Here is a 22,971-nt window from a genome sequence, read left to right on the forward strand (position 1 = left end):
ACATCTCTGCTGCAAGCCCGTTCATCTCCCGAAGGAAATTTGGCGGAGTGGACGGGACTCGAACCCGCGACCCCCGGCGTGACAGGCCGGTATTCTAACCAACTGAACTACCACTCCTGGTAGGTGGCTTCGGCGCCTTGCGGCAACCCAAGCACTGCAAAAACCTGGCGACCCTACGGGGATTCGAACCCCGGTACTCACCGTGAAAGGGTGATGTCCTAGGCCTCTAGACGATAGGGTCAAAACCTTTGGACTGAATCCGTTCGACAGCGATGACAACTTACTTGGTGGAGGTAAGCGGGATCGAACCGCTGACCTCTTGCATGCCATGCAAGCGCTCTCCCAGCTGAGCTATACCCCCTTGGGTAGTTGTCAATGTTTGACGTTTTGCAAGCTTTTAACTCGCATACTCGTCATCTATCGAGCCTCAAATTATAGAACGCTTTTTAGGCCGCTCGCAACCGCTCGATCACATTTTTTTTCGTGGACAAGGCGAGCACGGCATCAAGCGACGGTGTCTGCGCCGTGCCCATGACCAGCACACGCACGGGCATGGCCAATTGCGGCATCTTGAGGCCGTGCGCCCCCAGCACTTCCTTGAGCGCGGCGGCGATGGCCGGCTTGTCCCACGCCGTGGTTTCCAGCTTGTCGGCCAGCGCAGCGATCGCCGGACGCACGGTGTCGGTCACATGCTGCGCCAGTTCCTCCGGCTTGGGCTGCACGCCGCGGTAGAAGGCCGCGGCCCAGTCGGCCAGCGCCACCGTGGTGTCGCAACGGTCCTTGAACAGGCCGCAGATGGCAGGCAGGCGTTCGTCGGCGGCGATTCCCTGCTTCTGAAGCTGTTCGGCCACCAGGGGCGCGAGCACCTCGTCGGCCGCGGCCTTCAGGTGCTGGGCATTCACCCAGCGAAGCTTGGCCTCGTCGAACTGCGCGGCACTGCGGCCCAGGTGGTCCAGGTCGAACCACTCCAGGAACTGCGCACGGCTGAAGATCTCGTCGTCGCCGTGGCTCCAGCCCAGGCGCGCGAGGTAGTTGACCATGGCGTCGGGCAGGTAGCCCTCGTCGCGGTACTGCGTGACGGGCTTGGCGCCGTAACGCTTGGACATCTTCTCGACGCGCTTCTCGCCCTGCTCGTCCACCACCTCGTTCAGCACGGTGGGCAGGTGGGCGTAGACCGGCGGCTCCTTGCCGAGCGCGCGGAAGATGTTGATCTGGCGCGGCGTGTTGTTGACATGGTCGTCGCCACGGATCACGTGCGTGATCGCCATGTCGATGTCGTCGACGACCACGCAGAAGTTGTAGGTCGGCGTGCCGTCGGGCCGCGCGATCACGAGGTCGTCGAGTTCGTCGTTGCGGATCTCGATGCGGCCCTTGACCTTGTCCTCCCAGACCACCGAACCGCCCTGCGGGTTCTTGAAGCGCAGCACGGGCTGCACCCCTTCGGGGACGGCCGGCAACACCTTGCCCGGTTCGGGCCGCCAGGTGCCGTCGTACCGCGGCTTTTCCTTGTTGGCCATCTGGCGCTCACGCAAAGCGTCGAGTTCGGCCACGCCCATGTAGCAGGGGTACACCAGATCCTGCGCCTGCATCTGGGCCAGCACTTCCTTGTAGCGGGCGATGCGCTGCATCTGGTAGAACGGCCCTTCGTCGTGGTCCAGGCCCAGCCAGCGCATGCTTTCGATGATCACGTCGACGGCGGCCTGCGAGGAGCGCTCCAGGTCGGTGTCTTCGATGCGCAGCACGAAGACGCCGCCGCTGGCGCGCGCGAACGCCCAGGGGTACAGCGCCGAGCGGATGTTGCCCAGGTGGATGAAGCCAGTCGGTGACGGCGCGAAACGGGTACGGACGGGAGTGGTCGGCATGTCGGGCATGGAAATCAGGCGGCTTCGGCGTTCGGCAGGGCCAGGCGCGAGCTGTCGGCATCGTCCTCGCTGCCGCCCACGCGGCGCTCGTTGAGGCGGGCGATGTCGCCATCGGAGATGTCGCCGGTCACGTAGACACCGTCGAAGCACGAGGCATCGAAGCCGGCGATGGCCGGGTTCAGCGAGCCCACGGCCTTCTTCATGCCGTCCACGTCCTGGTAGATCAGCGCATCGCAGCCGATGATGGCGCGGATCTCCTCAACCGTGCGGCCGTGCGCGACCAGCTCGTCCTTGGTCGGCATGTCGATGCCGTAGACGTTGGGGTAGCGCACCGGCGGTGCGGCACTGGCCAGGTAGACCTTGCGGGCGCCGGCATCACGCGCCATCTGCACGATCTCACGGCTGGTGGTGCCACGCACGATGGAGTCGTCGACCAGCAGCACGTTGCGGTCCTTGAACTCGCTGGCGATCGCGTTGAGCTTCTGGCGCACGGACTTCTTGCGCACGCCCTGCCCCGGCATGATGAAGGTACGGCCCACGTAACGGTTCTTGACGAAGCCCTCGCGGTACGGGATGCCCAGCAGTTGCGCCAGCTGCATCGCGCTCGGACGGCTGGATTCCGGGATGGGGATCACCACGTCGACACCGCTCGGCGGCAGCGTCGACACCAGGCGCTTGGCCAGCGCTTCGCCGAGGTTCAGCCGGGCCTGGTAGACCGAGATGCCGTCCATGACCGAATCGGGCCGCGCGAGGTAGACGTATTCGAAGATGCAGGGGTTCAGCCGCGGCGACTCCGCGCACTGCTCGGCGTGCACCTTGCCCTGCAGGTCGATGAACACGGCCTCGCCTGGCTCCACGTTGCGCTCGAAATCGTGTCCCGTGCCCTCCAGCGTGACCGACTCGCTGGCCACCATGACGGTGTCGCCACTCCGGCCCATCACGAGCGGGCGGATGCCATAGGGATCGCGGAAAGCCAGCAAGCCGTAGCCCGCGATCAGTGCGACCACCGCATAAGAACCGCGCACGCGCTTGTGCACGGCCCGCACGGCGGCGAACACCTCGGAGGCGTTGAGTGGCACGCCGCGCGTCGAGCGCTCCAATTCGTGCGCCAGCACGTTGAGCAGCACCTCGGAATCGCTCTCGGTGTTGGTGTGGCGGTGGTCGGTGCTGAACAGCTCGGCCTTGAGCGCGTGGGCATTCGTGAGGTTGCCGTTGTGCACCAGCACGATGCCAAAGGGCGCGTTCACGTAGAAGGGCTGGGCCTCTTCCTCGCTATAGGCATTGCCGGCCGTGGGATAGCGCGCCTGGCCCAGCCCGCAGTTGCCCGGCAGCGCGCGCATGTTGCGCGTGCGGAACACGTCACGCACCATGCCCTTGGCCTTGTGCATGAAGAACTTGCGCTCCTGCTGCGTCACGATACCGGCCGCATCCTGGCCGCGGTGCTGCAGCAGCAGCAGCGCGTCATAGATCAGCTGGTTGACAGGGGCATTGCTGACGACGCCGACGATTCCGCACATGGTTGATCCCGCAGGTAGATGGGTGCGGCCAGGCTCAGGCCGCGAAACTCAGGGTAGATACTCGGCAAGCCCGCTCGGCAGCGCTTGCTTGAACGCATGCAGCACCGACACCGTGATGCCCGCCCCATGGGACTGGCGCCACCAGGGCTCGCGCTGCAGCGGTGTATTGGAGATGATGACGCCGGCCGCCAGAATCAAGATGGCGCCGCGCAACAGGCCGAACACCATGCCCAGCACGCGGTCCACCGGCCGCAGGCCCACGGCCTGCACCAGCCGCTTGAACAAGGCCGCCAGCAGCCCGCAGGCGAACGCGCCCAGCACAAACACCAGCGCAAAGGCGGCCACGTAGCGCACCGTCTCGGCCGCCCCGCCCATGGGCAGGTGCGGCGCCACGTCGGGCGCCAGCCATTGCGCCAGCACGAATGCCGCGATCCAACCCAGCACCGACAGCACCTCGAACACCAGCCCGCGCCAAGCCCCCAGCAGCAGCGAGCAGACCAGCACGGCCAACAGGATCCAGTCGAGGACGGGCATGCACGGATGTCAGAGCGTGAGCACGGAAGCCGGCAGACTCAGCGCCTTGATGCGCTCGGCCACCTTGTCGGCCTCGGCGCGCACGCCGTAGGGGCCGACGCGCACGCGGATGCGGGCACCTTCCTTGGTCTGCACTTCCTGGGTGTACGTCTTGAGGCCGGCGCGCTCCAGGCGCTGGCGCGCCTCGCGCGCCTTGTCGGCGTCGGCAAACGCGCCGACCTGCACCACGAAGCGGCCGGACTGCTCGGCCGCACTGGCGGGGGCCGCAGCAGGCGTCGCGGCAGAGGCCGCAGTCTTGCCGTCCAGCAACGCACGCGCACGGGCACCGCTGTCGGTGGCCGACACAGGCGCGGGACTGGGCGCCGACGCCTTGGCCTCCGCCTTGGGTTCGTGGCGGGGTTCGCTCTTCGGCTCGCCCCTGGGTTCGGCTTTCGGTTCGGCCTTGGCCTCGCTGCGGGCTGGCGGTGGCGCAGCAGGAGGCAGCACCTCTTCCTTGGCGTTCAGGCTGGCATCGGCTGCCACGCTGCTCGGGGCGTGCGCAGCTTCGGGCGCGGCCTGGGCCAGCTTGCCACCGGCGCTGGCGCCCGGCGGCTGGGCCTTGTCGCGGTCAGGAATGTCGAAAGGAATGTCGACCTGGATCGGCCGCGGCTGCGAGTCGAACAGCAGAGGAAACCCCAGCACGCCGACCAACACCAGCACGGTGGCGCCGATCAGCCGATGGCGCGCACGGCGGCGCATGTCGTCGATGGTTTCCGCGGGGCTGGCCGGGTGCTCGTCGCCCATGGGGCCGCGCGCGCGAAACTTGAAAAAGGCCATGGAGTGAGTTCAGCGACCGAGGTGCTTGGCGTGCAATTTGGGGAGGCCTTGCTCCAGCACGCCACCTACGGTCAGGAATGACCCAAAGACAAGGATTCTATCAGCGGGGTCTGCCTCGCCCACGGCCGCCGCCAGGGCTTGCGTGGGTCCGGCGTGCCCGCTGGCGGATGTGTCCTTGCGCGTGTTGAGCGCCTGCCAGCGTTGCAGCAGTTCATCGGCCCGCGCCGCGCGCGCGCCCGGCAGGTCGCAGAAGTACCAACGGTCCACGACCGGGGCCATGCGGCGCAGGATGCCGTCCAGATCCTTGTCGGCCATGGCGCCAAAGACCGCATGCGTATTGGGGAAAAAACCCATGGCATCCAGGTTCGCCGCCAGCGCGGAGGCCGCGTGCGGGTTGTGCGCGACGTCCAACACCAGCGTGGGCTGGCCCGGCACGATCTGGAAGCGCCCGGGCAGTTCGACCAGGGCCAGCCCCGCGCGCACGGCCTGGGCCGGGATCGGCAGGCGTTCGCGCACGGCCGTCAGCGCGGCCAGCACGCCGGCCGCGTTGAGCAACTGGTTGGCGCCGCGCAGCGCCGGGTAGGCCAGGCCGCTGTAGCGCTTGCCACGGCCGGCCCAGGCCCATTGCTGCTGGTCGCCCGAGAAATTGAAGTCCACGCCGGACTGCCACAGGTCAGCGCCGATGGCCTGCGCATGGCGCGCGATGCTGGCCGGCGGCACCGGGTCGCTGACCACGGCCGGACGGCCCGGGCGCAGGATGCCGGCCTTCTCGAAACCGATGGATTCGCGGTCCGGGCCCAGGAACTCCATGTGGTCCAGGTCGATGCTGGTGATCACGGCGCAGTCGGCATCGACGATGTTGACGGCGTCCAGCCGCCCGCCCAGCCCCACCTCGAGCACGGCGAGGTCCAGCCTGGCATCGGCCAGGCAGCCCAGGATGGCCAGCGTGGTGAACTCGAAGTAACTCAGCGTGGTGTCGCCGCGCGCCGCCTCGACGCGCGCGAACTGCGGCAGCAGATCGGCCTCGGCGACCGCTTCGCCAGCGATGCGGCAGCGCTCCTCGAAATGCACGAGGTGCGGCGAGGTGTAGACGCCGGTGCGCCAGCCCGCCTGGCCGGCGATGGATTCCAGCATGGCGCAGGTCGAGCCTTTGCCATTGGTGCCCGCCACCGTGATGACGGTGCAGTCGAAGCGCAGCTGCATGCGCTCGGCCACCTGGCGCACGCGCTCCAGCCCCAGGTCAATCGGTCGGGTGTGCAGTTGCTCGCAGTGTGCGAGCCATTCAGCCAGGGTTTGCATAGGGCCGGATTGTCGCAAACGCGTTCGCCATAATCGCGCGCCATGACCACCTTGTACGGCATTCCCAACTGCGACACCGTCAAGAGGGCGCGCACCTGGCTCGATGCCCAAGGCATCGCCTACGCCTTCCACGATTTCAAGAAGGCCGGCGTGCCGCTGCAGCTGGACGCCTGGATCGCCGCGCTCGGCTGGGAGACCGTGCTGAACCGCAAGGGCACCACCTGGCGCAAGCTCGACGCCGCGCAGCAGGCCGCCGTCCAGGACGCAGCCAGCGCCGCCGCATTGCTGCGCGCGCAACCCAGCGCGATCAAGCGCCCCATCGTCGAATGGGACGACGGCACCGTGACCGCAGGCTTCGCGCCCGAGGCCTGGGCCGCCCGCCGCCACTGATTTTTTCACTCTGTCTTTTTGAGACCATGACCACCAGCAGCATCGCGGGCGTGACCGTCACGACCCAGGCCAATGTCTACTTCGACGGCAAGTGCGTGAGCCACGCCATCACCTTCCCCGACGGCACCAAGAAGAGCGTGGGCGTGGTCCTGCCGGCCGAGCTGAGCTTCGGCACGGCTGCGCCCGAGATCATGGAATGCGTGGGCGGCGCCTGCGAGTACCGCCTGGCCGGCACCGATGCCTGGGTGAAGTCCAGCGCGGGCGAGCAATTCAGTGTGCCGGGCAACACGAAGTTCGACATCCGCGTGACGGCCGAGACCGGGCCGTACCACTACATCTGCCACTACGGTTGATCACACGACCACCGGCTCCGGCTCCAGCCGGATGCCGAAACGCTCGTAGACGCTGGTCTGGATCGCCCTTGCCAGCGTCATGACCTCACCGCCCGTGGCGGGATTGTCCTTTCCGCCCCGGTTCACGAGCACCAGCGCCTGCTTCTCGTAGACGCCGGCATTGCCCACGCTCTTGCCCTTCCAGCCGCAGGCATCGATGAGCCAGCCCGCCGCCAGCTTGATGCTGCCGTCGGCCATCGGGTAATGCACCACGCGCGGATCGCGGCCGATGATGTCGGCGCACTGCTCGGGCGTCACGGTCGGGTTCTTGAAGAAGCTGCCGGCGTTGCCGATCACCTGCGGATCGGGCAGCTTGTGGCGGCGGATCTCGCAGATCCAGTCGAAGATCTGCCGGGCCGTGGGCGCGGCAATGCCGGTTTCGGCCTGCTTGCGCTCCAGGTCCAGGTAGCCCAGCACGGGCTTCCACGGCTTGGGCAGTCGCAGCCGCACTCGCGTGATGAGGGCGCGGCCCGCCAGGCCGAAGTCAGACAGCTCGGCCGCCGCATGCTTGAACACCGAATCGCGGTACCCGAAGGCGCATTGCGCGGCGGACAACGTGAAGGGCTTGCCCGTCGCCAGATCGACCGCGTCGAGCGATTCGAAGCGATCCTGCAGCTCCACCCCGTACGCACCGATGTTCTGTACCGGCGAGGCGCCCACGGTGCCGGGGATCAGCGCAAGGTTCTCCAGGCCCGGCAAGCCCTGCGCGAGCGTCCAGGCCACGAAGTCGTGCCAGTTCTCGCCGGCGCCGGCCTCGACGACCCAGGCGCGCTCGGTCTCCTCGACCACGCGCTGGCCCATGATCTCCACCTTGAGCACCAGCGCGCGCACGTCGCCGGTCAGTACGATGTTGCTGCCGCCGCCGAGCACGAACTTGGGTGCGGCCGCAAGCTCCGGATCGGCCAGCACAGCCGCCAGATCGGCTTCGGACCCCACGCGCACCAGCGTGTGCGCGCGCGCCACGATGCCGAAGGCGTTGTAGGCCCGCAGCGGGACATTCATCTCGACTAACATCTTGGAATTGTCGCATCGCATGCCGGCCCTGACGCCCGCGCTCACGGCCCGGCGCAACCTCCAGGAACCACACCCATGCCTTCTTTCGACACCGTTTGTGAAGCCGACCTCGTCAAGGTCCGCAACGCCGTGGACAACAGCGCCAAGGAAATCGGCACCCGCTTCGACTTCAAGGGCACCTCGGCCGCCATCGAGCTCAAGGACAAGGAGATCACCCTGATCGGCGATGCCGAGTTCCAGCTCGACCAGATTGCCGACGTGCTGCGCAACAAGCTGACCAAGCAGGAGGTCGACGTGCGCTTCCTGGACATGGGCGACGTGCAGAAGATGGGCGGCGACAAGGTCAAGCGCGTGATCAAGGTGCGCAACGGCATCGAGGCCGAGCTGGCCAAGAAGCTGCAGCGCCTCATCAAGGACAGCAAGCTCAAGGTGCAGGCCGCCATCCAGGGCGAGAGCGTGCGCGTGACGGGTGCCAAGCGCGATGACCTGCAGGCCGCGATGGCGCTGATCCGCAAGGACATCACCGACATCCCGCTGTCGTTCAACAACTTCCGCGACTGATGCGCATGCGCCCGGCTCCCACGCTGGCGGCCCTGCTGCTGGCGGCATGGCTGGGCCAGGCGCAGGCGCAGTCCGTGGCGCTGACGGGCGTGCTGGGCCAGCGCGCGCTGCTGGTGGTGGATGGCGCCGGGCCGCGCAGCGTGGCCATCGGCGAGAGCTGGCGCGGCGTCAAGCTGCTTGCCCTGCAGGGCGAGCAGGCCGAACTCGACATCGGCGGGCGCCGCACCAGCGTGCGCCTGGGCGGCTCGCCTGTCGCCATGGGTGTGCCGTCGGCCAACCGGCGCATCGTGCTGCAGGCCGACGGCCGCGGCCACTTCATGGGCCAGGGCCGCATCAACGGCCAGCTCGTGCAGTTCATGGTGGACACGGGCGCCAGCACCGTGGCGCTGGACACCGCCGAGGCGGAACGCCTGAAGCTGGACTTCCGCAAAGGGCGACAGGCCAACATGGGCACGGCCAACGGTGCCATCCAGGTCTGGGTGGTCCGGCTGGCTTCGCTGCGCATCGGCGAGACCGAACTCACGGACATCGAGGCCGCCGTCGTGCCCCAGCCCATGCCCTATGTGCTGCTGGGCAACAACGTGCTGGCACGTTTCCAGATGAGCCGCGGCCCGCAGCAGATGGTGCTGGAGCAGCGCTACTGATGGCCATGCAGCCCACCGCCGTCCCGCATCCGCAGGACGCCGAATACGAAGACCTGCTGGGCCTGTGGGCCGAATTGGAGGCCGGGCTGTCCACGCTGCTGCTGCGGCCGCGCCAGGTGGCCGGGTTCGCGCACAAGGTGCAGCAGTACGACCGCTGGATGCAGGATCTGCTCCAGCACGACATGGACACCGGCCTGTACCTGCTGTATCAGCTCGCGGCCAACCGCACGCTGGGCTACAGCAGCGCCCATGCGCTGGTGTGTGGCGTGCTGTGCCATGTGCTGGCGGCCGAGTTGGCGCTGCCACAGTCCGAGCGCGACAGCCTGGTGGGCGCCGCCCTGACCATGAATCTTTCGATGACGGCGCTGCAGAACCGCCTGGCCGAACAGGCCGAAGCCCCCAGCACCGAGCAGAAAGAACAGATCGACGCACATGCCGCGACCGGCAGCATGCTGCTGGGCCGCCTGGGCGTGGGCGACGCGGACTGGCTGCAGGTGGTCGCCCTGCACCACGAGAGTCTGCCCTCCGCCGCGCTGGACACGCTGGCGCCGGTGCAACGCCTGGCCCGCATCCTGCAGGTGGTGGACCGCTACGCCGCGATGATCAGCCCACGCAAGTCGCGCGCTGCGCGCAGCGTGATCGAGACCGTGCGCGCCATGCTGGGCCGTGGCGATGTCGCGCGCGAAGCCGCCGGCATGGCGCTGGTGCGCGCCGTGGGCCTGTGCCCGCCGGGCAGCTTCGTGCGGCTGGATTCTGGCGAGGTGGCCCTGGTGCTGCGCCGCGGCCGCCAGGCCAACCATCCGCTGGTGGCCACCGTGCTGGGCAAGAGCGGCGACAAGCTGGCCGGACCGCGCCTGCAGCGCATCGGCCAGGGCGGCCCGGCCATCCAGTCGGCGCTGACGCCCGAGCTGCTGCGCAACCGCGTGCGCATCAACCACCAGGCCCTGCTGCGCCAGGGCCTGCAGGCCGAGCGCGCACACGGCGCCTGAGCGCTACTTCTTCTTGCCGCCCAGGCGCGATTCCTTGCCCTGGGCCAGCCGGCCGATGTTCTCGCGGTGGCGCCAGAACAGCAGCAGGGCCATCACGCCCAGCGCCAGCGCGATGCGCTTGTCGGCATACCAGGCCAGGCCGTTGCCGAACAGGTAGTAGACCGGCGCGAAGACGGCAGCCACCAGCGAGGCCAGCGAGGAATAGCGGAAGAAGAAGGCAATGATGAGCCAGGTCAGCGCCACGGCCAGGCCGAGAACCCAGTCCACGCCGAACAGCACGCCAAGCGCCGTGGCCACGCCCTTGCCACCCTGGAAGCGGAAGAACACCGGGTACAGATGACCCAGGAACGCCGCCAGGCCCACCAGCGCCACCGTGCCCTCCTGCAGCCCGAAGCGCTCGCCATGCCAGACCACCAGCGCCACCGGCAGCCAGCCCTTCAGCGCGTCGAGCAGCAGCGTGGCGATGGCTGCGGGCTTGCTGCCAGAGCGCAGCACATTGGTCGCGCCGGGATTCTTGCTGCCGTAGCTGCGCGGGTCCGACAGGCCCATGGCGCGGCTGACGATCACGGCGAAGGACAAGGAGCCCAGCAGGTAGGCCGCCAGCGTGGCGAGGATGGAATTCATGGCGAGCAGTTGTCTCCGTCAAAAAGCGCGCGCATTGTGCCAGCGCGTGCCTTTACAGGGGGAGGCCACACTGCACCGGCTTGGCGTCCAGCAGCTGCACGCAGACCTGCGGATCGATGCCGACCAGGAAGCCGCGCCGCCCGCCGTTGATGGCGATGCGCGGCAACGCGAGGATGGTGTCCTCGATGTAGACCGGCATGCGCTTCCTCGTGCCGAACGGCGAGGTGCCGCCCACCAGGTAGCCGCTGTGCCGCATCGCCACCTCGGGCGCGCAGGCCTCGACCGATTTGGCGCCAATCTGGCGCGCCAGATTCTTGGTCGAGACCTTGCGGTTGCCGTGCATCAGCACCAGCAGCGGCTTGGCGTCCTGGTCCTGCATGACCAGGGTCTTGACCACCGTGAACGGATCCAGCCCCAGCACCTCGGCGCTGTGCTGGGCACCGCCGTGCTCCAGGTATTCGTAGGGGTGTTCGGTGAACGCGATCTTGTGGGCGCGCAGCAGCTGCGTGGCCGGCGTTTCCGAGACGTGCGGCTTGGCCATGCTCAGAGCGCCGGGTCGCCCAATTCCAGGTGCAGCGCGTCCAGCGCCGCCAGGATGTCGGGCGAAAGCTCGGTGGCGAAGGCCGCCACGTCTTCCTCGAGCTGCGCCACGCTGGTCACGCCCAGGATGGTGCTCGTCACCTGCCATTTGCTGCGGCAAAAGGCCAGCGCCAGCTGCGTGGGTGTGAGGCCCAGCTCGCGCGCCAGCGCGTTGTAACGGCGCGCGGCCGCCAGCGCCGCCTCGCGCCCCCAGCGCCCCGACCGCACCGAGGCGTAGCGCGCGATGCGCGCCTCGCCGGGGGCCGCCGGGCCGCTGGTGCCGCCCGTGTCGTACTTGCCGGTCAGCAAGCCGAAGCCCAGCGGCGAGTAGGCCAGCAGCCCCACATCCAGCCGGTGCAGGGTTTCGTCCAGCGCGTGTTCCACGCTGCGGTTGATCAGGCAGTAGGCGTTCTGCACCGAGGCCACACGCGCCAGGCCATGGGCCTCGGCCAGGCGCACGAACTCGTGCACGCCGTAGGGCGTCTCGTTGGACAGGCCGATGGCCCGCACCTTGCCCGAGCGCACCAGGCTGTCGAGCGCGCGCAGCTGCTCCTCGATGGCTGGCGCAGGCTTGTCCTGGGCCGGGTCGAAGTAGCGCGCGCCGAAGGCCGGCAGGTTGCGCGCCGGCCAGTGCAGCTGGTAGAGATCGATCACGTCGGTGCGCAGACGCTTGAGGCTCATCTCGCAGGACTCGACGATGTCGCTGGCCTTGAACTCGGCCCGGCCATGGCGGATCCAGGGCATGCCGCGCGGCGGGCCGGCGGCCTTGGTCGCCAACAGCACGCGCTGGCGCACACCGGGGCGCGCCGCGAACCAGTCTCCGAGGATGGTCTCGGTCGCGCCATAGGTCTCGGCACGTGCCGGCACGGCGTACATCTCGGCCGTGTCGATGAAGTTGATGCCCAGCGCCAGCGAACGGTCCAGGATGGCATGCGCCGTCGCGCTGTCGACCTGCTCGCCGAAGGTCATCGTGCCCAGGCAGAGCGGCGTCACGTGCAGGCCACTGCGGCCCAGGGGAACAGTGTGCATGGGGATGCTTGTCGGTACGGCCAAAAGAAGCGCGCGAGTGTCGCAGCTTTCCTGTCGCGCGGCTGACCGCGCCCGGCCCCGCCCCTGCCCTACCATCGCCGCCCATGTACCAGCCCCTCCGCCCCTCGCGCAGCGACATGATCCCCCTGCGCACGCTGCGCGCCCATGTCCGCCTGTGGGGCGAGCCGGCGCCGGGCCGCGTGCCGCTGGTGCTGGTGCACGGCTGGATGGACGTGTCGGCCTCCTGGCAGTTCGTGGTGGACGCGCTCGCGCAGGACCACTTCATCGTCGCGCCCGACTGGCGCGGCTACGGCCTGACGGAGGCCGCGCCGGTGGACAGCTACTGCTTCGCCGACTACCTGGGCGACCTGGACTTCCTGCTCGACCACTACGCGGGCGACCAGCCCGTGAACCTGGTCGGCCACAGCATGGGCGGCAACGTGGCCATGATGTATGCGGGCGTGCGGCCGGCCCGCATCCGCCGGCTCGTGAACCTGGAAGGCTTCGGCTCGCCCGACCACCGGCCCGAGGAGGCGCCGCGCCGCTATGCGCGCTGGATGGACGAACTCAAGCAGTTGCACCGCGGCGAGATGGGCCTGGCCCCCTACGACAGTGCCGACGGCGTGGCCCGCCGCCTCATGAAGACCAACCGCCGGCTGCCGCAGGACAAGGCCGACTGGCTGGCGCGCGCGTGGGCGCACGAGGCGCCGCGTGCCGACGGCACGACCGAATGGCGCATCCGCGGCGACGCCGCGCACAAGACCATCTTCGCCCAGGCCATGCGCGTGGACGAGGTGCTGGCGCTGTACCGCGCGATCACCGCGCCCGTGCTGGCCGTGGAAGCCTCCGACGACAGCCTCTCGCAATGGTGGAAGGGCCGCTACACGCTGGACGACTACCACCAGCGCCTGCGCGAGATCGCCGATTGCCGCGTGGCGCGCATCGAGGACGCCGGCCACATGCTGCAGCACGACCAGCCCCTGGCGGTGGCACAGGCCATAGAAAGCTTCATCGCCTGAACGAATCTTGTTACAAGGCGTTGCAGTTATCGTGCAATTGCCGTCCAATGCCTCCGGGAAACCCCGGAGACCCGCATGAAACTCAGCCTGAAGCTTCCCCTGGCCTTCGTCGCTGCGCTGGCCGCCCTGCTGTGTGCTGCCTTGTTTGGCATGTTCCAGCTCAACCAGGGCCTCGCCACCTATGAGACCACCGTGCGCACGCACACCGCGCAGGAGCGCGACGTGGCCCTGCTGCTGAACGACTTCAAGACCCAGGTCCAGGAGTGGAAGAACGTCCTGCTGCGCGGCAAGGACAGCGCCCAGCGCGAACGCTACTGGGCCGCCTTCCAGAAGAAAGAGGCCGACGTGGCCCGTGACGCCCAGCAGCTCGCCGCCGCGCTGGGCAACAGCGAGGCCGGGCAGTTGATCGTGCGCTTCCGCGCTGCGCACACCGCCATGGGCGCGGGCTACCGCAAGGGCTATGCGGCATTCGAGGCCGCGGCCTTCGACCCCAGCGCCGGCGACAAGGCGGTGCAGGGCATGGACCGCGAGCCGGCCCAGCTGCTGGACCAGGCTGGCGAGAAGATCGCGGCCAGGAGCCGCAGCATCGCCGAGGCCGCCGCCGCGCAGTCGCGCCACGCGCTGGCCATCAGCCTAGGCACCATGGCCGTGGTCTGCGTGCTGGCGGTCGGCGGCGCCATCGCCTTCAGCCGCTCCGTCGTGCGCCCGCTGGACCGGGCCGTGGCCGTGTCGCGCGCCGTGGCGGCTGGCGACCTCACCGCCGCCGCCCAGGTGCTGGGCCGGGACGAGGTGGCTGAACTGCTCAACGCGCTGCACGCCATGCAGGGCGCGCTGTCCTCCGTGGTCAGCAACGTGCGCCAGAACGCCGAGGGCGTGGCCACAGCCAGCGCCGAGATCGCGCTGGGCAACAACGACCTGTCGGCCCGCACCGAGCAGCAGGCCTCTGCGCTGGAGCAGACGGCTGCCTCCATGGAACAGCTCAGCGCCACCGTGCGCCAGAACGCCGACAACGCGCGCAGTGCCAACGGCTTGTCGCAGGAGGCCTCGCGCATCGCGGCCGAAGGTGGCGCGGCCGTGGGCCGCGTGGTGCAGACCATGCACGGCATTGCCGAGGCCTCGCGCCGCATCGCCGACATCATCGGCACCATCGATGGCATCGCCTTCCAGACCAACATCCTGGCGCTGAACGCCGCCGTGGAGGCCGCCCGTGCCGGCGAGCAGGGCCGCGGTTTCGCCGTGGTGGCCAGCGAGGTGCGCCACCTGGCCCAACGCAGCGCCGAGGCCGCGCGCGAGATCAAGGCGCTGATCGGCACCAGCGCCGCCCGCGTGGAGGAAGGCTCGGCCCAGGTCGATGCAGCCGGCACCACCATGCAGCAGGTTGTGGCCGCGATCCGGCGCGTGACCGATCTCATGGGCGAGATCAGCGCGGCCAGCCAGGAGCAGAGCTCGGGCGTGGCCCAGATCGGCGAGGCCGTCACGCAGATGGACCATGCCACCCAGCAGAACGCGGCGCTGGTCGAGGAAAGCGCCGCTGCGGCCAGCAGCCTGAAATCGCAGGCCCATGACCTGGTCCAGGCCGTGGCCGTGTTCCGGCTCGGCAGCGGCCAGCCGCGCCTGGCCCACACGCCGGCTTGAGAGCCCCTCCCCCGCCCGACGCAAGGGCACGGCGGGTGATGTGGTGCGCATGAGAAAATCGCACGTTTTGCCGCAAGGCACCACCGAACACAGCGAGAACACCATGGACGCAGAACACATCAACCAGATCGGCACCCAACTGACGGACCTGGCCGCGAGGACCCAGGAACTACGGGGGTATCTTTGACGCCGATGCCAAAGCCGAACGCCTGAGGACCGTCAACGCCGCGCTGGAAGACCCCGCGGTCTGGAACGAACCCAAGAAGGCCCAGGAACTCGCCAAGGAGAAGAAGGCGCTCGAAGACGTCGTCGTGACGCTGGAGCGGCTCGCGCGTGAGCTGGCCGACAACAGCGAGCTCTACGAGATGAGCAAGGACGATGGCGACGAGGCGGGCCTGGCCACCATCGAGGCCGAAGGCGCCAAGCTGGCGGCCGAAGTCGAGGCGCTGGAGTTCCGCCGCATGTTCAGCAACCCGGCCGACCCGCTGAACTGCTTCGTCGACATCCAGGCCGGCGCCGGCGGCACCGAGGCCTGCGACTGGGCCAGCATGCTGCTGCGCCAGTACCTCAAGTACGCCGAGCGCAAGGGCTTCAAGACCACGGTGGAAGACGAGTCGCCCGGCGACACGGCCGGCATCAAGGGCGCGACCATCAAGATCGAGGGCGAGTACGCCTTCGGCCTGCTGCGCACCGAGACCGGCGTGCACCGCCTGGTGCGCAAGTCGCCGTTCGACAGCTCGGGCGGGCGCCACACCAGCTTCGCCAGCATCTTCGTGTACCCGGAGATCGACGACTCCATCGAGATCGACATCAACCCGTCGGACGTGCGCACCGACACCTTCCGCGCCTCGGGCGCCGGCGGCCAGCACATCAACAAGACCGATTCGGCCGTGCGGCTCACGCACATCCCGACCGGCATCGTGGTGCAGTGCCAGGACGGCCGCAGCCAGCACAGCAACCGCGACGTGGCCTGGAAGCGCCTGCGTTCGCGCCTGTACGACCACGAGATGCGCAAGCGCCAGGAAGAGCAGCAGAAGCTGGAAGACAGCAAGACCGACGTGGGCTGGGGCCACCAGATCCGCAGCTACGTGCTGGACAACAGCCGCATCAAGGACCTGCGCACCAACGTGGAAATCTCGGCCACGCAGAAGGTGCTGGACGGCGACCTCGACCCCTTCATCGAAGCTTCGCTGAAGCAGGGCATCTGAGGATGAAGACCGAAGCCCTGATCTTCGACATGGACGGCACCATGGTCGACTCCATGCCCGCGCACGCCAAATCCTGGGTGGCGTTCTGCCGCAAGCACGGCATCCAGATGGACGCCGCCGAGATCCTGGCGCGCACCACCGGCCGCACCGGCGTGGAGTGCATGGCCGAGGTGTTCGGCCGCCCGCTGGCCGAGGCCGAGGCGCTGGCCTTCGTGCACGAGAAGGAACAGATCTACCGCGAACTGTTCGCGGCCACGTTCCGCGAGGTGGCCGGCTTCACCGCGTTCGCACGCCAGGCGGCGGCCCGCGGGCTCAAGCTGGCGGTGGGCACGGCGGGCGACAGGCACAACATTGAATTCGTGATGTCGCGCCTGGGCATGGAACCACCGCCGCTGGCCATCGTCGGCGGCGACGAGGGCCTCTCGGGCAAGCCCACGCCTGCCATCTTCCTGGAAGCCGCGCGCCGCATCGGCGTCGCGCCCGAGCGCTGCATCGTGTTCGAGGACGCGCCCTTCGGCATCGAGGCCGCGCGCCGTGGCGGCATGCGCGCCGTGGCCGTGTGCAGCACGCACAGCGCAGAAGAACTCGCCGGCCCGCATGTGATCGCGGCCGTGCACCACTACGACGAACTCGCCCCATCGAAATTTCTGGAGATGCTTGATGTTGCAATTGCGTGACGCGCAGAGCCAGCCCGTGGCCATCCACCGTGGCGACTACCAGGCACCGGCGTTCTGGATCGACACGGTCGACCTGTGCTTCGACCTGGACCCGGCCAAGACCCGGGTGCTCAACAAGATGGTGCTGCGCCGCAACCCCGAGGTGCCGGCACAGGCGCTGCGGCTGGACGGCGAGGAACTGAACCTGGCCCGCGTGCTGGTCAACGGCCAGGGTGCCTCGTTCCGCATCGAAGGCGGCCAGCTGGTGCTGGAGAACCTGCCCGCCGCCGAGGAAGGCGCGTTCGCGCTGGAGATCTTCACGACCTGCGCACCCGCCAAGAACACCAAGCTGATGGGCCTGTACGTCAGCAACGGCTCGTTCTTCACGCAGTGCGAGGCAGAAGGCTTTCGCCGCATCACCTACTTCCTGGACCGTCCCGACGTGATGGCCAGCTACACGGTGACGCTGCGGGCCGACAAGACGCTCTATCCGGTGCTGCTGTCCAACGGCAACCTGGTCGAGCACGGCCCTTTGCCCGGCGAGGGCAACGAGAACCGCCACTTCGCCAAGTGGGTGGACCCGCACAAGAAGCCCAGCTACCTGTTCGCGCTGGTGGCCGGCAAGCTCGTGGCGCGCGAGCAGCGCATCCGCTCGCGTCTGGGCGGCGACCACCTGCTGCAGGTCTACGTGCGCCCGGGCGATCTGGACAAGACCGAGCACGCCATGCAGTCGCTGATGGCCTCGGTGGCCTGGGACGAGGCCCGCTTCGGCCTGCCGCTGGACCTGGAACGCTTCATGATCGTGGCGACCAGCGACTTCAACATGGGGGCCATGGAGAACAAGGGCCTCAACATCTTCAACACCAAGTACGTGCTGGCCAATCAGGCCACGGCGACGGACGTGGATTTCGCCAACATCGAGTCGGTGGTGGGCCACGAGTACTTCCACAACTGGACCGGCAACCGCGTGACCTGCCGCGACTGGTTCCAGTTGAGCCTGAAGGAAGGCCTCACGGTGTTCCGCGACCAGGAGTTCAGCCAGGACCTGTGCGCCGAGCCCTCGGCCCGCGCCGTCAAGCGCATCGAGGACGTGCGCGTGCTGCGCACCGCCCAGTTCCCCGAGGATGCCGGCCCCATGGCACACCCGGTGCGGCCCGACAGCTACGTGGAGATCAACAACTTCTACACCGTCACGGTCTACGAAAAAGGCGCCGAGGTCGTGCGCATGATGCAGACCCTGGTGGGCCGCGACGGCTTTGCCGCCGGCATGAAGCTGTACTTCGAGCGCCACGACGGCCAGGCCGTGACCTGCGACGACTTCGCCCAGGCCATCGCGGACGCCAACCCAAGCTCCGAACTCGCGCGCTTGCTGCCGCAGTTCAAGCGCTGGTACAGCCAGGCCGGTACGCCACGCGTGCATGCCGCGGGCCAATGGGATGCCGCCGCAGGCCGCTACACGCTGACGCTCACGCAGAGCTGCGCGCCCACGCCGGGCCAGGCGCTCAAGGAGCCCTTCGTGATCCCGGTCGCCCTGGGCCTGTTGGGCGAAGGCGGCCAGGAACTGGCCACGCAGCAGCCCGCGCTGTTCGTGATGACCGAAGCGCAGCACCAGATCGTGTTCGAAGGCCTGGCCGCCGAGCCCGTGCCCTCGCTGTTGCGCGGTTTCTCCGCCCCGGTGATCCTGGACATCGACTACAGCGACGCCCAGTTGTTGGCCTTGCTCGCGCACGACAGCGACCCGTTCAACCGCTGGGAAGCGGGCCAGCGCCTGGCCCTGCGCCGTGCGTTGAAGGCCATCGCCGACGACGGCACCGCGGCAAGCCAGCCAGTGCTGGACGCTGCCTTCATCGATGCCATGCGCGAGGTGCTGCGCCACCCCGTGCTGGACGCGGCCTTCAAGGAGCTGGTGCTGACGCTACCGTCCGAGACCTACCTGGCCGAGCAGCTGGACGTGGTCGATCCGCAGCGCATCCACGCTGTGCGCGAAGCCATGCGCGCGCAGCTGGCCCTGGCGCTGTTCGACGACTGGCAATGGGCCTTTGAAGAGCACCGCGACAACGGCGCCTACCAGCCCGACCCGCGTTCCTCTGGCCGCCGCGCCCTGGCCGGCCTGGCCCTGGCCCAGCTGTGCCTGGCCGCACGCACGAGCGGCGACACGGTCTGGCCTGGCAAGGCCTACCAGCGCTTCAAGGATGCCGGCAACATGACCGACCGCTTCAACGCGCTGTCGGCCCTGGTGGCCAGCGCCCACGAACTCGCGGCGCCCGCCCTGCAGCGCTTCCACGCGCTGTTCAAGGACGAGGCCCTGGTGCTGGACAAATGGTTCGCGCTGCAGGCCGGCAGCCCCGACCGCAACGGCAACGTGCTGCCCGCCGTCAAGCAGCTCATGAGGCACGCCGACTTCAACCTGCGCAACCCCAACCGCGCGCGCAGCGTGATCTTCAGCTACTGCAATGCCAACCCGGGCGGCTTCCACCGCACGGACGCTGCCGGCTACGTGTTCTGGGCCGACCGCGTGATCGAGCTCGACGGCATCAACCCGCAGGTCGCCGCCCGCCTGGCGCGCGCGCTGGACCGCTGGAAGAAGCTGGCCGAGCCCTACCGCACGGCCGCCCGCGAGGCGCTGGCCCGCGTGGCCGCCAAGGCCGACCTGTCCAATGACGTGCGCGAGGTCGTGACCCGCGCCCTCGACTGATCATCCACTTCGAAAGAATCCCATGACCCAGAAAGTCTCATTGACCCGCTACCTGGTCGAGCAACAGCGCGTGGACGGGTTGATCCCGGCCCAACTGCGCCTGCTGCTGGAGGTGGTGGCGCGTGCCTGCAAGCGCATCAGCTTCGCTGTCAACAAGGGCGAACTCGGCGACGTGATGGGGGCTGCCGAGACCGAGAACGTCCAAGGGGAGGTGCAGAAGAAGCTCGACATCATCGCCAACGAGGTGCTGATCGAGGCCAACGAATGGGGCGGCCACCTGGCGGCCATGGCCTCCGAGGAAATGGAAGGCATCTACGTGGTGCCCAACCGCTATCCGCAGGGTGAATACCTGCTGCTGTTCGATCCCCTGGACGGCTCGTCCAACATCGACGTGAACGTCAGCATCGGCACCATCTTCAGCGTGCTCAAGAAGCCCGACGGCCACCCCGGCGTGCAGGAAGCCGACTTCCTGCAGGCTGGCGCCAAGCAGGTTGCGGCCGGCTACTGCATCTATGGCCCGCAGACCACGCTGGTGCTGACGGTCGGCGACGGCGTGGCCATGTTCACGCTGGACCGCGAACAAGGCTCCTTCGTGCTGACGCAGGAGAACCTGCGCATTCCTGAGGACACCAAGGAATTCGCGATCAACATGAGCAACATGCGCCACTGGGATGCCCCCGTGAAGCGCTACATCGACGAATGCCTGGCCGGCAAGGAAGGCCCGCGCGGCAAGGACTTCAACATGCGCTGGATCGCCAGCATGGTGGCCGACGTGCACCGCATCCTGATGCGTGGCGGCATCTTCATGTACCCCTGGGACAAGCGCGAACCCGAGAAGCCGGGCAAGCTGCGCCTGATGTACGAAGCCAATCCCATGGGATGGCTGGTCGAGCAGGCCGGCGGCGCCGCCACCAACGGCAAGGAGCGCATCCTGGACATCGAACCGACCAAGCTGCACCAGCGTGTGAGCGTGATCCTGGGTTCGAAGAACGAAGTCGAACGCGCTACTAGCTACCACACCGAAAAATGACGCTATAATCGCGGGCTACGCCGGTGTAGCTCAGTCGGTAGAGCAGCTCATTCGTAATGAGAAGGTCGAGGGTTCGATTCCTTTCTCCGGCACCAAAAAAATCAAAGGGTCAGTCTCCATCGGAGGCTGACCCTTTGTGCTTTCTGGCGGAGCCGGTTCGTCTGTCACGAAGCCGCGCCGAAACCATGCTCCGCGCAAGACGCCCGAGACACCGCGATCCGGACCGGTTTGCGGCTTTCGTCAACCACCAACGCGGTCCTCAGTTGCCTGTGCTCAATCGATAGGCACTGCGTCGCAGCCCGCGCCAAACAACGATCTCCGAAGATGCCAGCCCGGTTGTCCACAGCGTTGCCCACGTGGAGCAGGGACAAGTCAACACACAGTGCCGAGCCCGTCGACCGGACCCGGAACTGCCGCCGCGAACAGGATGCGATGGGCGGCGTCAGTGGACCTGACGGGATGCGGCGTTCTGCTGGCGTTCCTGGCTGATCTGCTCGAGCCGGGTGCCGGCAGCCAGTGCGCCACGGGCCAAATATGCGATGAGAGCGATGGCGGCAAGGACGGAGAGGGTCATGACAGTATCTCGAACCGTGTTCTGTGAAACGACTTGATACCAATATGTTCGTGCATTCGCCGCATTCTTGAACGAGTGCAAACCCTGTTTCGATCGATTTTTTTTGGCGATCAACCAGTGGCGCGCCCCGGTGCGCCTCAGGGTCTTCTTCTCTTGGCGATCAAGGCCATGGCAACAACCGTTGCGATCAGAGCCCAGCCGTCGTCGGCGAACCAACCGGCAGCGAACACCATGGGCTCCTGCGCGGAAGGGGGCACGTCGGAAAGAGGTCCGAAGGCCACGACGGCCGAGACGGATAGAACAGATGCGAGAGCGATCAGGAAACGCTTCATTGGCTTGCGGGATGGTGCGCTGTGCAGATGGGCATGGAGCGTCTGCTCACATACTGCGAAGGCAGGAGGATCGACCGGCGCGGCGCGCTGGTGCTTCCTGAATAGTGCACCAGTTCGTGCACAGCTTTGGCGACTTTCCGCACGGATCGGCCCGAGAGCTGGTCTGTCGATTCATGCCCTCCGAAACTGCGTCGCCCCAGAACGACACAACCGCCCAAGGGCGGTTCATCGCAGGACGCGAAGGCGCTCAGAGATCACCCAGGCAATCGGCTGCCCGATCCGTCCAGCGGATGTGTGTCGGTTCGTAAACGGTTGACCACGGCAGCCAACCGAGCGAACGCCGCATGCACACTACAGATCGGCCCCTGCCGTCGGTGCCGCGCCGCGTTGGTGACGCTGTGCAATGGTGGCGGGACTGTGACGGACCCAGAACCAGCGGACGCGCGATGAACCCAACACCCCATCTCCATCCCGAGGTTCACACCGCCATGCATCTGCTCAAGACCTCCGCCGCCCTTCTGCTCGCCCTCGCCCTGCTGCCCGGTTGTGGCGGCGGGGAGGAGGACGAAGCGCTCTACGCGCAAGAGGTTGCGATGGGCGATGGCGAGCCTCCCAGCCGTGGGCCGCAGTGGCTGCTGCCGCCGCCCGAAGAACTCGTCCTGGTGGCCGAATGAAACGCCCGGTGCCGCTCAGGCGGCGGCCTGCGCCGCATCGATGAAGGCACGCACGGGCTCCAGTTGCGACGCCACGTTGAGCGCTGGCGCATGGCCGCAATCTGGCACCTCGATCACCTGCAGGCATCCTGCCGCCCCAGGGCCGCGCCCGCGCATCGCAGCCACCGTCTCGGGCAGCACCAGGTCCGACTGCGCGCCCCGCAGGCACAGCACGGGTGCCACGACGGCATCGTAGGCATCCCACAGCAGGTAGTCGTCGGGATGGTCCACGAACTGCCCGACCATGGCCGGGTCGTAGTGTGGCGTGACGCGGCCGTCGGGCAGACGCCTGGTGGACGTTTCCGTCAGTCGGCGCCATTGCGCATCGCTGAGCCAGCCATAGGGCGCGTAGGCCTGGCGGAAGAAGGCCTCCAGTTCCGTCACGCGCGCGAACGTCGGCGGCTGGCCCGCGTACGCGCGGATGCGCGTGATGGCGGCGTCGGCCAGCTGCGGCGCGTTGTCGTTGAGCACCAGGCTCCGGACGCGTGCGCGCATGTCCGGCACCACCAGCCCGCCGGCACAGGCCATGCCGATGGCGCCACCCATCGACGTGCCGACCCAGTGCGCCTGCCCGATGCCCAGTGCGTCGAACAGTGCCTCGGCCAGCCGCGCGTAGAACGCGATGCAGTACTCCTCGCGCGGCGCCGGGCTCCACTGGCTCAGGCCACGGCCGATGGTGTCGGGGCAGATCACGCGGTAGCGATCGGCCAGGTGTGCGGCCAGCTCGTCCATATCGCGGCCGGTGCGCGCCAGGCCATGCCAGGCGACCACGACCGGGGCATCGGCTGCGCCCCAGGCGGTGTAGTGGATCTCGCGGCCGGCGCAGACCACGTAGTGCGAGCTGGGGGTCATGGCGGAA

Annotated in this window: 24 protein-coding genes and 4 tRNA genes; 13 read left to right on the forward strand and 15 right to left on the reverse strand. The window is 68.0% G+C overall.

Annotation, left to right across the window (positions count from 1 at the left end; genetic code table 11):
• Positions 1-40: 40 nt before the first annotated feature.
• The 8 genes from ACSQ4M_RS29820 to folC all read right to left on the reverse strand — a co-directional run bounded on the left by ACSQ4M_RS29820 (position 41) and on the right by folC (position 6,028).
• Positions 41-117 (reverse strand) — tRNA-Asp (locus ACSQ4M_RS29820).
• 48 nt (positions 118-165) lie between these two features.
• Positions 166-241, reverse strand: a tRNA-Glu gene (locus tag ACSQ4M_RS29825).
• 44 nt (positions 242-285) lie between these two features.
• Positions 286-361 (reverse strand) — tRNA-Ala (locus ACSQ4M_RS29830).
• Positions 362-446: 85 nt separating this feature from the next.
• Entirely contained in the window at positions 447-1,871 is a 1,425-nt protein-coding gene (gene gltX / locus ACSQ4M_RS29835; protein ID WP_436192991.1) for a glutamate--tRNA ligase, read from the reverse strand.
• Between the two features lie 5 nt (positions 1,872-1,876).
• Positions 1,877-3,379, reverse strand: a complete 1,503-nt coding sequence (purF, locus tag ACSQ4M_RS29840; RefSeq protein WP_436192992.1) for an amidophosphoribosyltransferase — start codon at positions 3,377-3,379, stop codon at positions 1,877-1,879.
• 48 nt (positions 3,380-3,427) lie between these two features.
• On the reverse strand, positions 3,428-3,913 hold the full coding sequence (locus ACSQ4M_RS29845; RefSeq protein ID WP_436192993.1) for a CvpA family protein: 486 nt from the start codon (positions 3,911-3,913) through the stop codon (positions 3,428-3,430).
• A 9-nt stretch (positions 3,914-3,922) separates the two neighbouring features.
• Positions 3,923-4,729 carry an SPOR domain-containing protein gene (locus ACSQ4M_RS29850; protein ID WP_436192994.1) on the reverse strand — a complete coding sequence of 269 codons (807 nt, stop codon included), beginning with the start codon at positions 4,727-4,729 and terminating at the stop codon, positions 3,923-3,925.
• A 9-nt stretch (positions 4,730-4,738) separates the two neighbouring features.
• Positions 4,739-6,028 (reverse strand): bifunctional tetrahydrofolate synthase/dihydrofolate synthase, encoded by a 1,290-nt coding sequence (folC, locus tag ACSQ4M_RS29855; RefSeq protein ID WP_436192995.1) that lies wholly within the window; start codon positions 6,026-6,028, stop codon positions 4,739-4,741.
• Between the two features lie 42 nt (positions 6,029-6,070).
• On the opposite strand from folC, the gene ACSQ4M_RS29860 reads away from it, so the two are divergent.
• Positions 6,071-6,418 (forward strand): ArsC family reductase, encoded by a 348-nt coding sequence (locus ACSQ4M_RS29860; RefSeq protein WP_436192996.1) that lies wholly within the window; start codon positions 6,071-6,073, stop codon positions 6,416-6,418.
• Between the two features lie 26 nt (positions 6,419-6,444).
• Positions 6,445-6,771, forward strand: coding sequence for a pyrimidine/purine nucleoside phosphorylase (locus ACSQ4M_RS29865; protein ID WP_436192997.1), 327 nt, complete (start codon positions 6,445-6,447; stop codon positions 6,769-6,771).
• On the opposite strand, the gene murB is transcribed toward ACSQ4M_RS29865, so the two are convergent.
• On the reverse strand, positions 6,772-7,824 hold the full coding sequence (gene murB, locus ACSQ4M_RS29870) for a UDP-N-acetylmuramate dehydrogenase (RefSeq protein WP_436192998.1): 1,053 nt from the start codon (positions 7,822-7,824) through the stop codon (positions 6,772-6,774). It lies immediately after the preceding gene.
• Between the two features lie 75 nt (positions 7,825-7,899).
• Between murB and ACSQ4M_RS29875 the strand changes: the two genes are divergently transcribed.
• From ACSQ4M_RS29875 to ACSQ4M_RS29885, 3 genes are read left to right on the forward strand one after another with little or no spacing between them, the layout of a single operon-like run.
• Complete coding sequence (locus ACSQ4M_RS29875; protein ID WP_436192999.1) at positions 7,900-8,385, forward strand: YajQ family cyclic di-GMP-binding protein; 486 nt, start codon at positions 7,900-7,902, stop codon at positions 8,383-8,385.
• A 5-nt stretch (positions 8,386-8,390) separates the two neighbouring features.
• Positions 8,391-9,029, forward strand: a complete 639-nt coding sequence (locus tag ACSQ4M_RS29880; RefSeq protein ID WP_436193000.1) for a retropepsin-like aspartic protease family protein — start codon at positions 8,391-8,393, stop codon at positions 9,027-9,029.
• Positions 9,029-10,018 (forward strand): HD-GYP domain-containing protein, encoded by a 990-nt coding sequence (locus tag ACSQ4M_RS29885; RefSeq protein ID WP_436193001.1) that lies wholly within the window; start codon positions 9,029-9,031, stop codon positions 10,016-10,018. The genes ACSQ4M_RS29880 and ACSQ4M_RS29885 overlap by 1 nt, the downstream gene beginning before the upstream one ends.
• A gap of 3 nt (positions 10,019-10,021) precedes the next feature.
• Here the strand turns inward: ACSQ4M_RS29885 and plsY are convergent, their stop codons facing one another.
• Genes plsY through ACSQ4M_RS29900 form a run of 3 tightly spaced genes read right to left on the reverse strand, consistent with a single transcriptional unit; the run spans position 10,022 to position 12,250 of the window.
• A complete protein-coding gene (gene plsY / locus ACSQ4M_RS29890; protein WP_436193002.1) occupies positions 10,022-10,642 on the reverse strand; it encodes a glycerol-3-phosphate 1-O-acyltransferase PlsY in 621 nt (206 codons plus the stop codon).
• A 52-nt stretch (positions 10,643-10,694) separates the two neighbouring features.
• On the reverse strand, positions 10,695-11,183 hold the full coding sequence (locus tag ACSQ4M_RS29895) for an aminoacyl-tRNA deacylase (protein ID WP_436193003.1): 489 nt from the start codon (positions 11,181-11,183) through the stop codon (positions 10,695-10,697).
• A gap of 2 nt (positions 11,184-11,185) precedes the next feature.
• The gene (locus ACSQ4M_RS29900; protein ID WP_436193004.1) at positions 11,186-12,250 is read right to left on the reverse strand and encodes an aldo/keto reductase; all 1,065 of its coding nucleotides are present in this window, start codon (positions 12,248-12,250) and stop codon (positions 11,186-11,188) included.
• A gap of 104 nt (positions 12,251-12,354) precedes the next feature.
• On the opposite strand from ACSQ4M_RS29900, the gene ACSQ4M_RS29905 reads away from it, so the two are divergent.
• The 7 genes from ACSQ4M_RS29905 to ACSQ4M_RS29935 all read left to right on the forward strand — a co-directional run bounded on the left by ACSQ4M_RS29905 (position 12,355) and on the right by ACSQ4M_RS29935 (position 20,588).
• Positions 12,355-13,269 carry an alpha/beta fold hydrolase gene (locus tag ACSQ4M_RS29905; RefSeq protein WP_436193005.1) on the forward strand — a complete coding sequence of 305 codons (915 nt, stop codon included), beginning with the start codon at positions 12,355-12,357 and terminating at the stop codon, positions 13,267-13,269.
• A 75-nt stretch (positions 13,270-13,344) separates the two neighbouring features.
• The gene (locus ACSQ4M_RS29910; RefSeq protein WP_436193006.1) at positions 13,345-14,904 is read left to right on the forward strand and encodes a methyl-accepting chemotaxis protein; all 1,560 of its coding nucleotides are present in this window, start codon (positions 13,345-13,347) and stop codon (positions 14,902-14,904) included.
• Positions 14,905-15,007: 103 nt separating this feature from the next.
• A protein-coding gene (gene prfB / locus ACSQ4M_RS29915) for a peptide chain release factor 2 (protein WP_114466789.1) occupies positions 15,008-16,112 on the forward strand; the annotation gives its coding sequence in 2 pieces (ribosomal slippage) (positions 15,008-15,088 and positions 15,090-16,112; 1,104 coding nt in all).
• A gap of 2 nt (positions 16,113-16,114) precedes the next feature.
• Positions 16,115-16,789 (forward strand): HAD family hydrolase, encoded by a 675-nt coding sequence (locus ACSQ4M_RS29920; RefSeq protein WP_436193007.1) that lies wholly within the window; start codon positions 16,115-16,117, stop codon positions 16,787-16,789.
• Positions 16,773-19,463: an aminopeptidase N gene (pepN, locus tag ACSQ4M_RS29925; protein ID WP_436193008.1), complete on the forward strand. Its 2,691-nt coding sequence runs from the start codon at positions 16,773-16,775 to the stop codon at positions 19,461-19,463. Before ACSQ4M_RS29920 ends, pepN begins: the two co-directional genes overlap by 17 nt.
• 22 nt (positions 19,464-19,485) lie before the next feature.
• A complete protein-coding gene (locus tag ACSQ4M_RS29930) occupies positions 19,486-20,493 on the forward strand; it encodes a class 1 fructose-bisphosphatase (RefSeq protein WP_436193009.1) in 1,008 nt (335 codons plus the stop codon).
• A 19-nt stretch (positions 20,494-20,512) separates the two neighbouring features.
• Positions 20,513-20,588: transfer RNA gene (locus ACSQ4M_RS29935), tRNA-Thr, on the forward strand.
• Positions 20,589-20,935: 347 nt separating this feature from the next.
• Here ACSQ4M_RS29935 and ACSQ4M_RS29940 read toward each other — a convergent pair.
• Together ACSQ4M_RS29940 and ACSQ4M_RS29945 are read right to left on the reverse strand one after the other, a co-directional pair.
• The gene (locus ACSQ4M_RS29940; RefSeq protein WP_436193010.1) at positions 20,936-21,067 is read right to left on the reverse strand and encodes a hypothetical protein; all 132 of its coding nucleotides are present in this window, start codon (positions 21,065-21,067) and stop codon (positions 20,936-20,938) included.
• Between the two features lie 137 nt (positions 21,068-21,204).
• Positions 21,205-21,399, reverse strand: coding sequence for a hypothetical protein (locus ACSQ4M_RS29945; protein ID WP_436193011.1), 195 nt, complete (start codon positions 21,397-21,399; stop codon positions 21,205-21,207).
• A 488-nt stretch (positions 21,400-21,887) separates the two neighbouring features.
• Between ACSQ4M_RS29945 and ACSQ4M_RS29950 the strand changes: the two genes are divergently transcribed.
• A complete protein-coding gene (locus ACSQ4M_RS29950) occupies positions 21,888-22,073 on the forward strand; it encodes a hypothetical protein (RefSeq protein WP_436193012.1) in 186 nt (61 codons plus the stop codon).
• A gap of 15 nt (positions 22,074-22,088) precedes the next feature.
• On the opposite strand, the gene ACSQ4M_RS29955 is transcribed toward ACSQ4M_RS29950, so the two are convergent.
• A complete protein-coding gene (locus tag ACSQ4M_RS29955; protein WP_436193013.1) occupies positions 22,089-22,964 on the reverse strand; it encodes an alpha/beta fold hydrolase in 876 nt (291 codons plus the stop codon).
• Between the last annotated feature and the right edge of the window lie 7 nt (positions 22,965-22,971).

Source organism: Pseudorhodoferax sp. LjRoot39, from assembly GCF_964253035.1.
Lineage (GTDB): Bacteria > Pseudomonadota > Gammaproteobacteria > Burkholderiales > Burkholderiaceae_C > Pseudorhodoferax.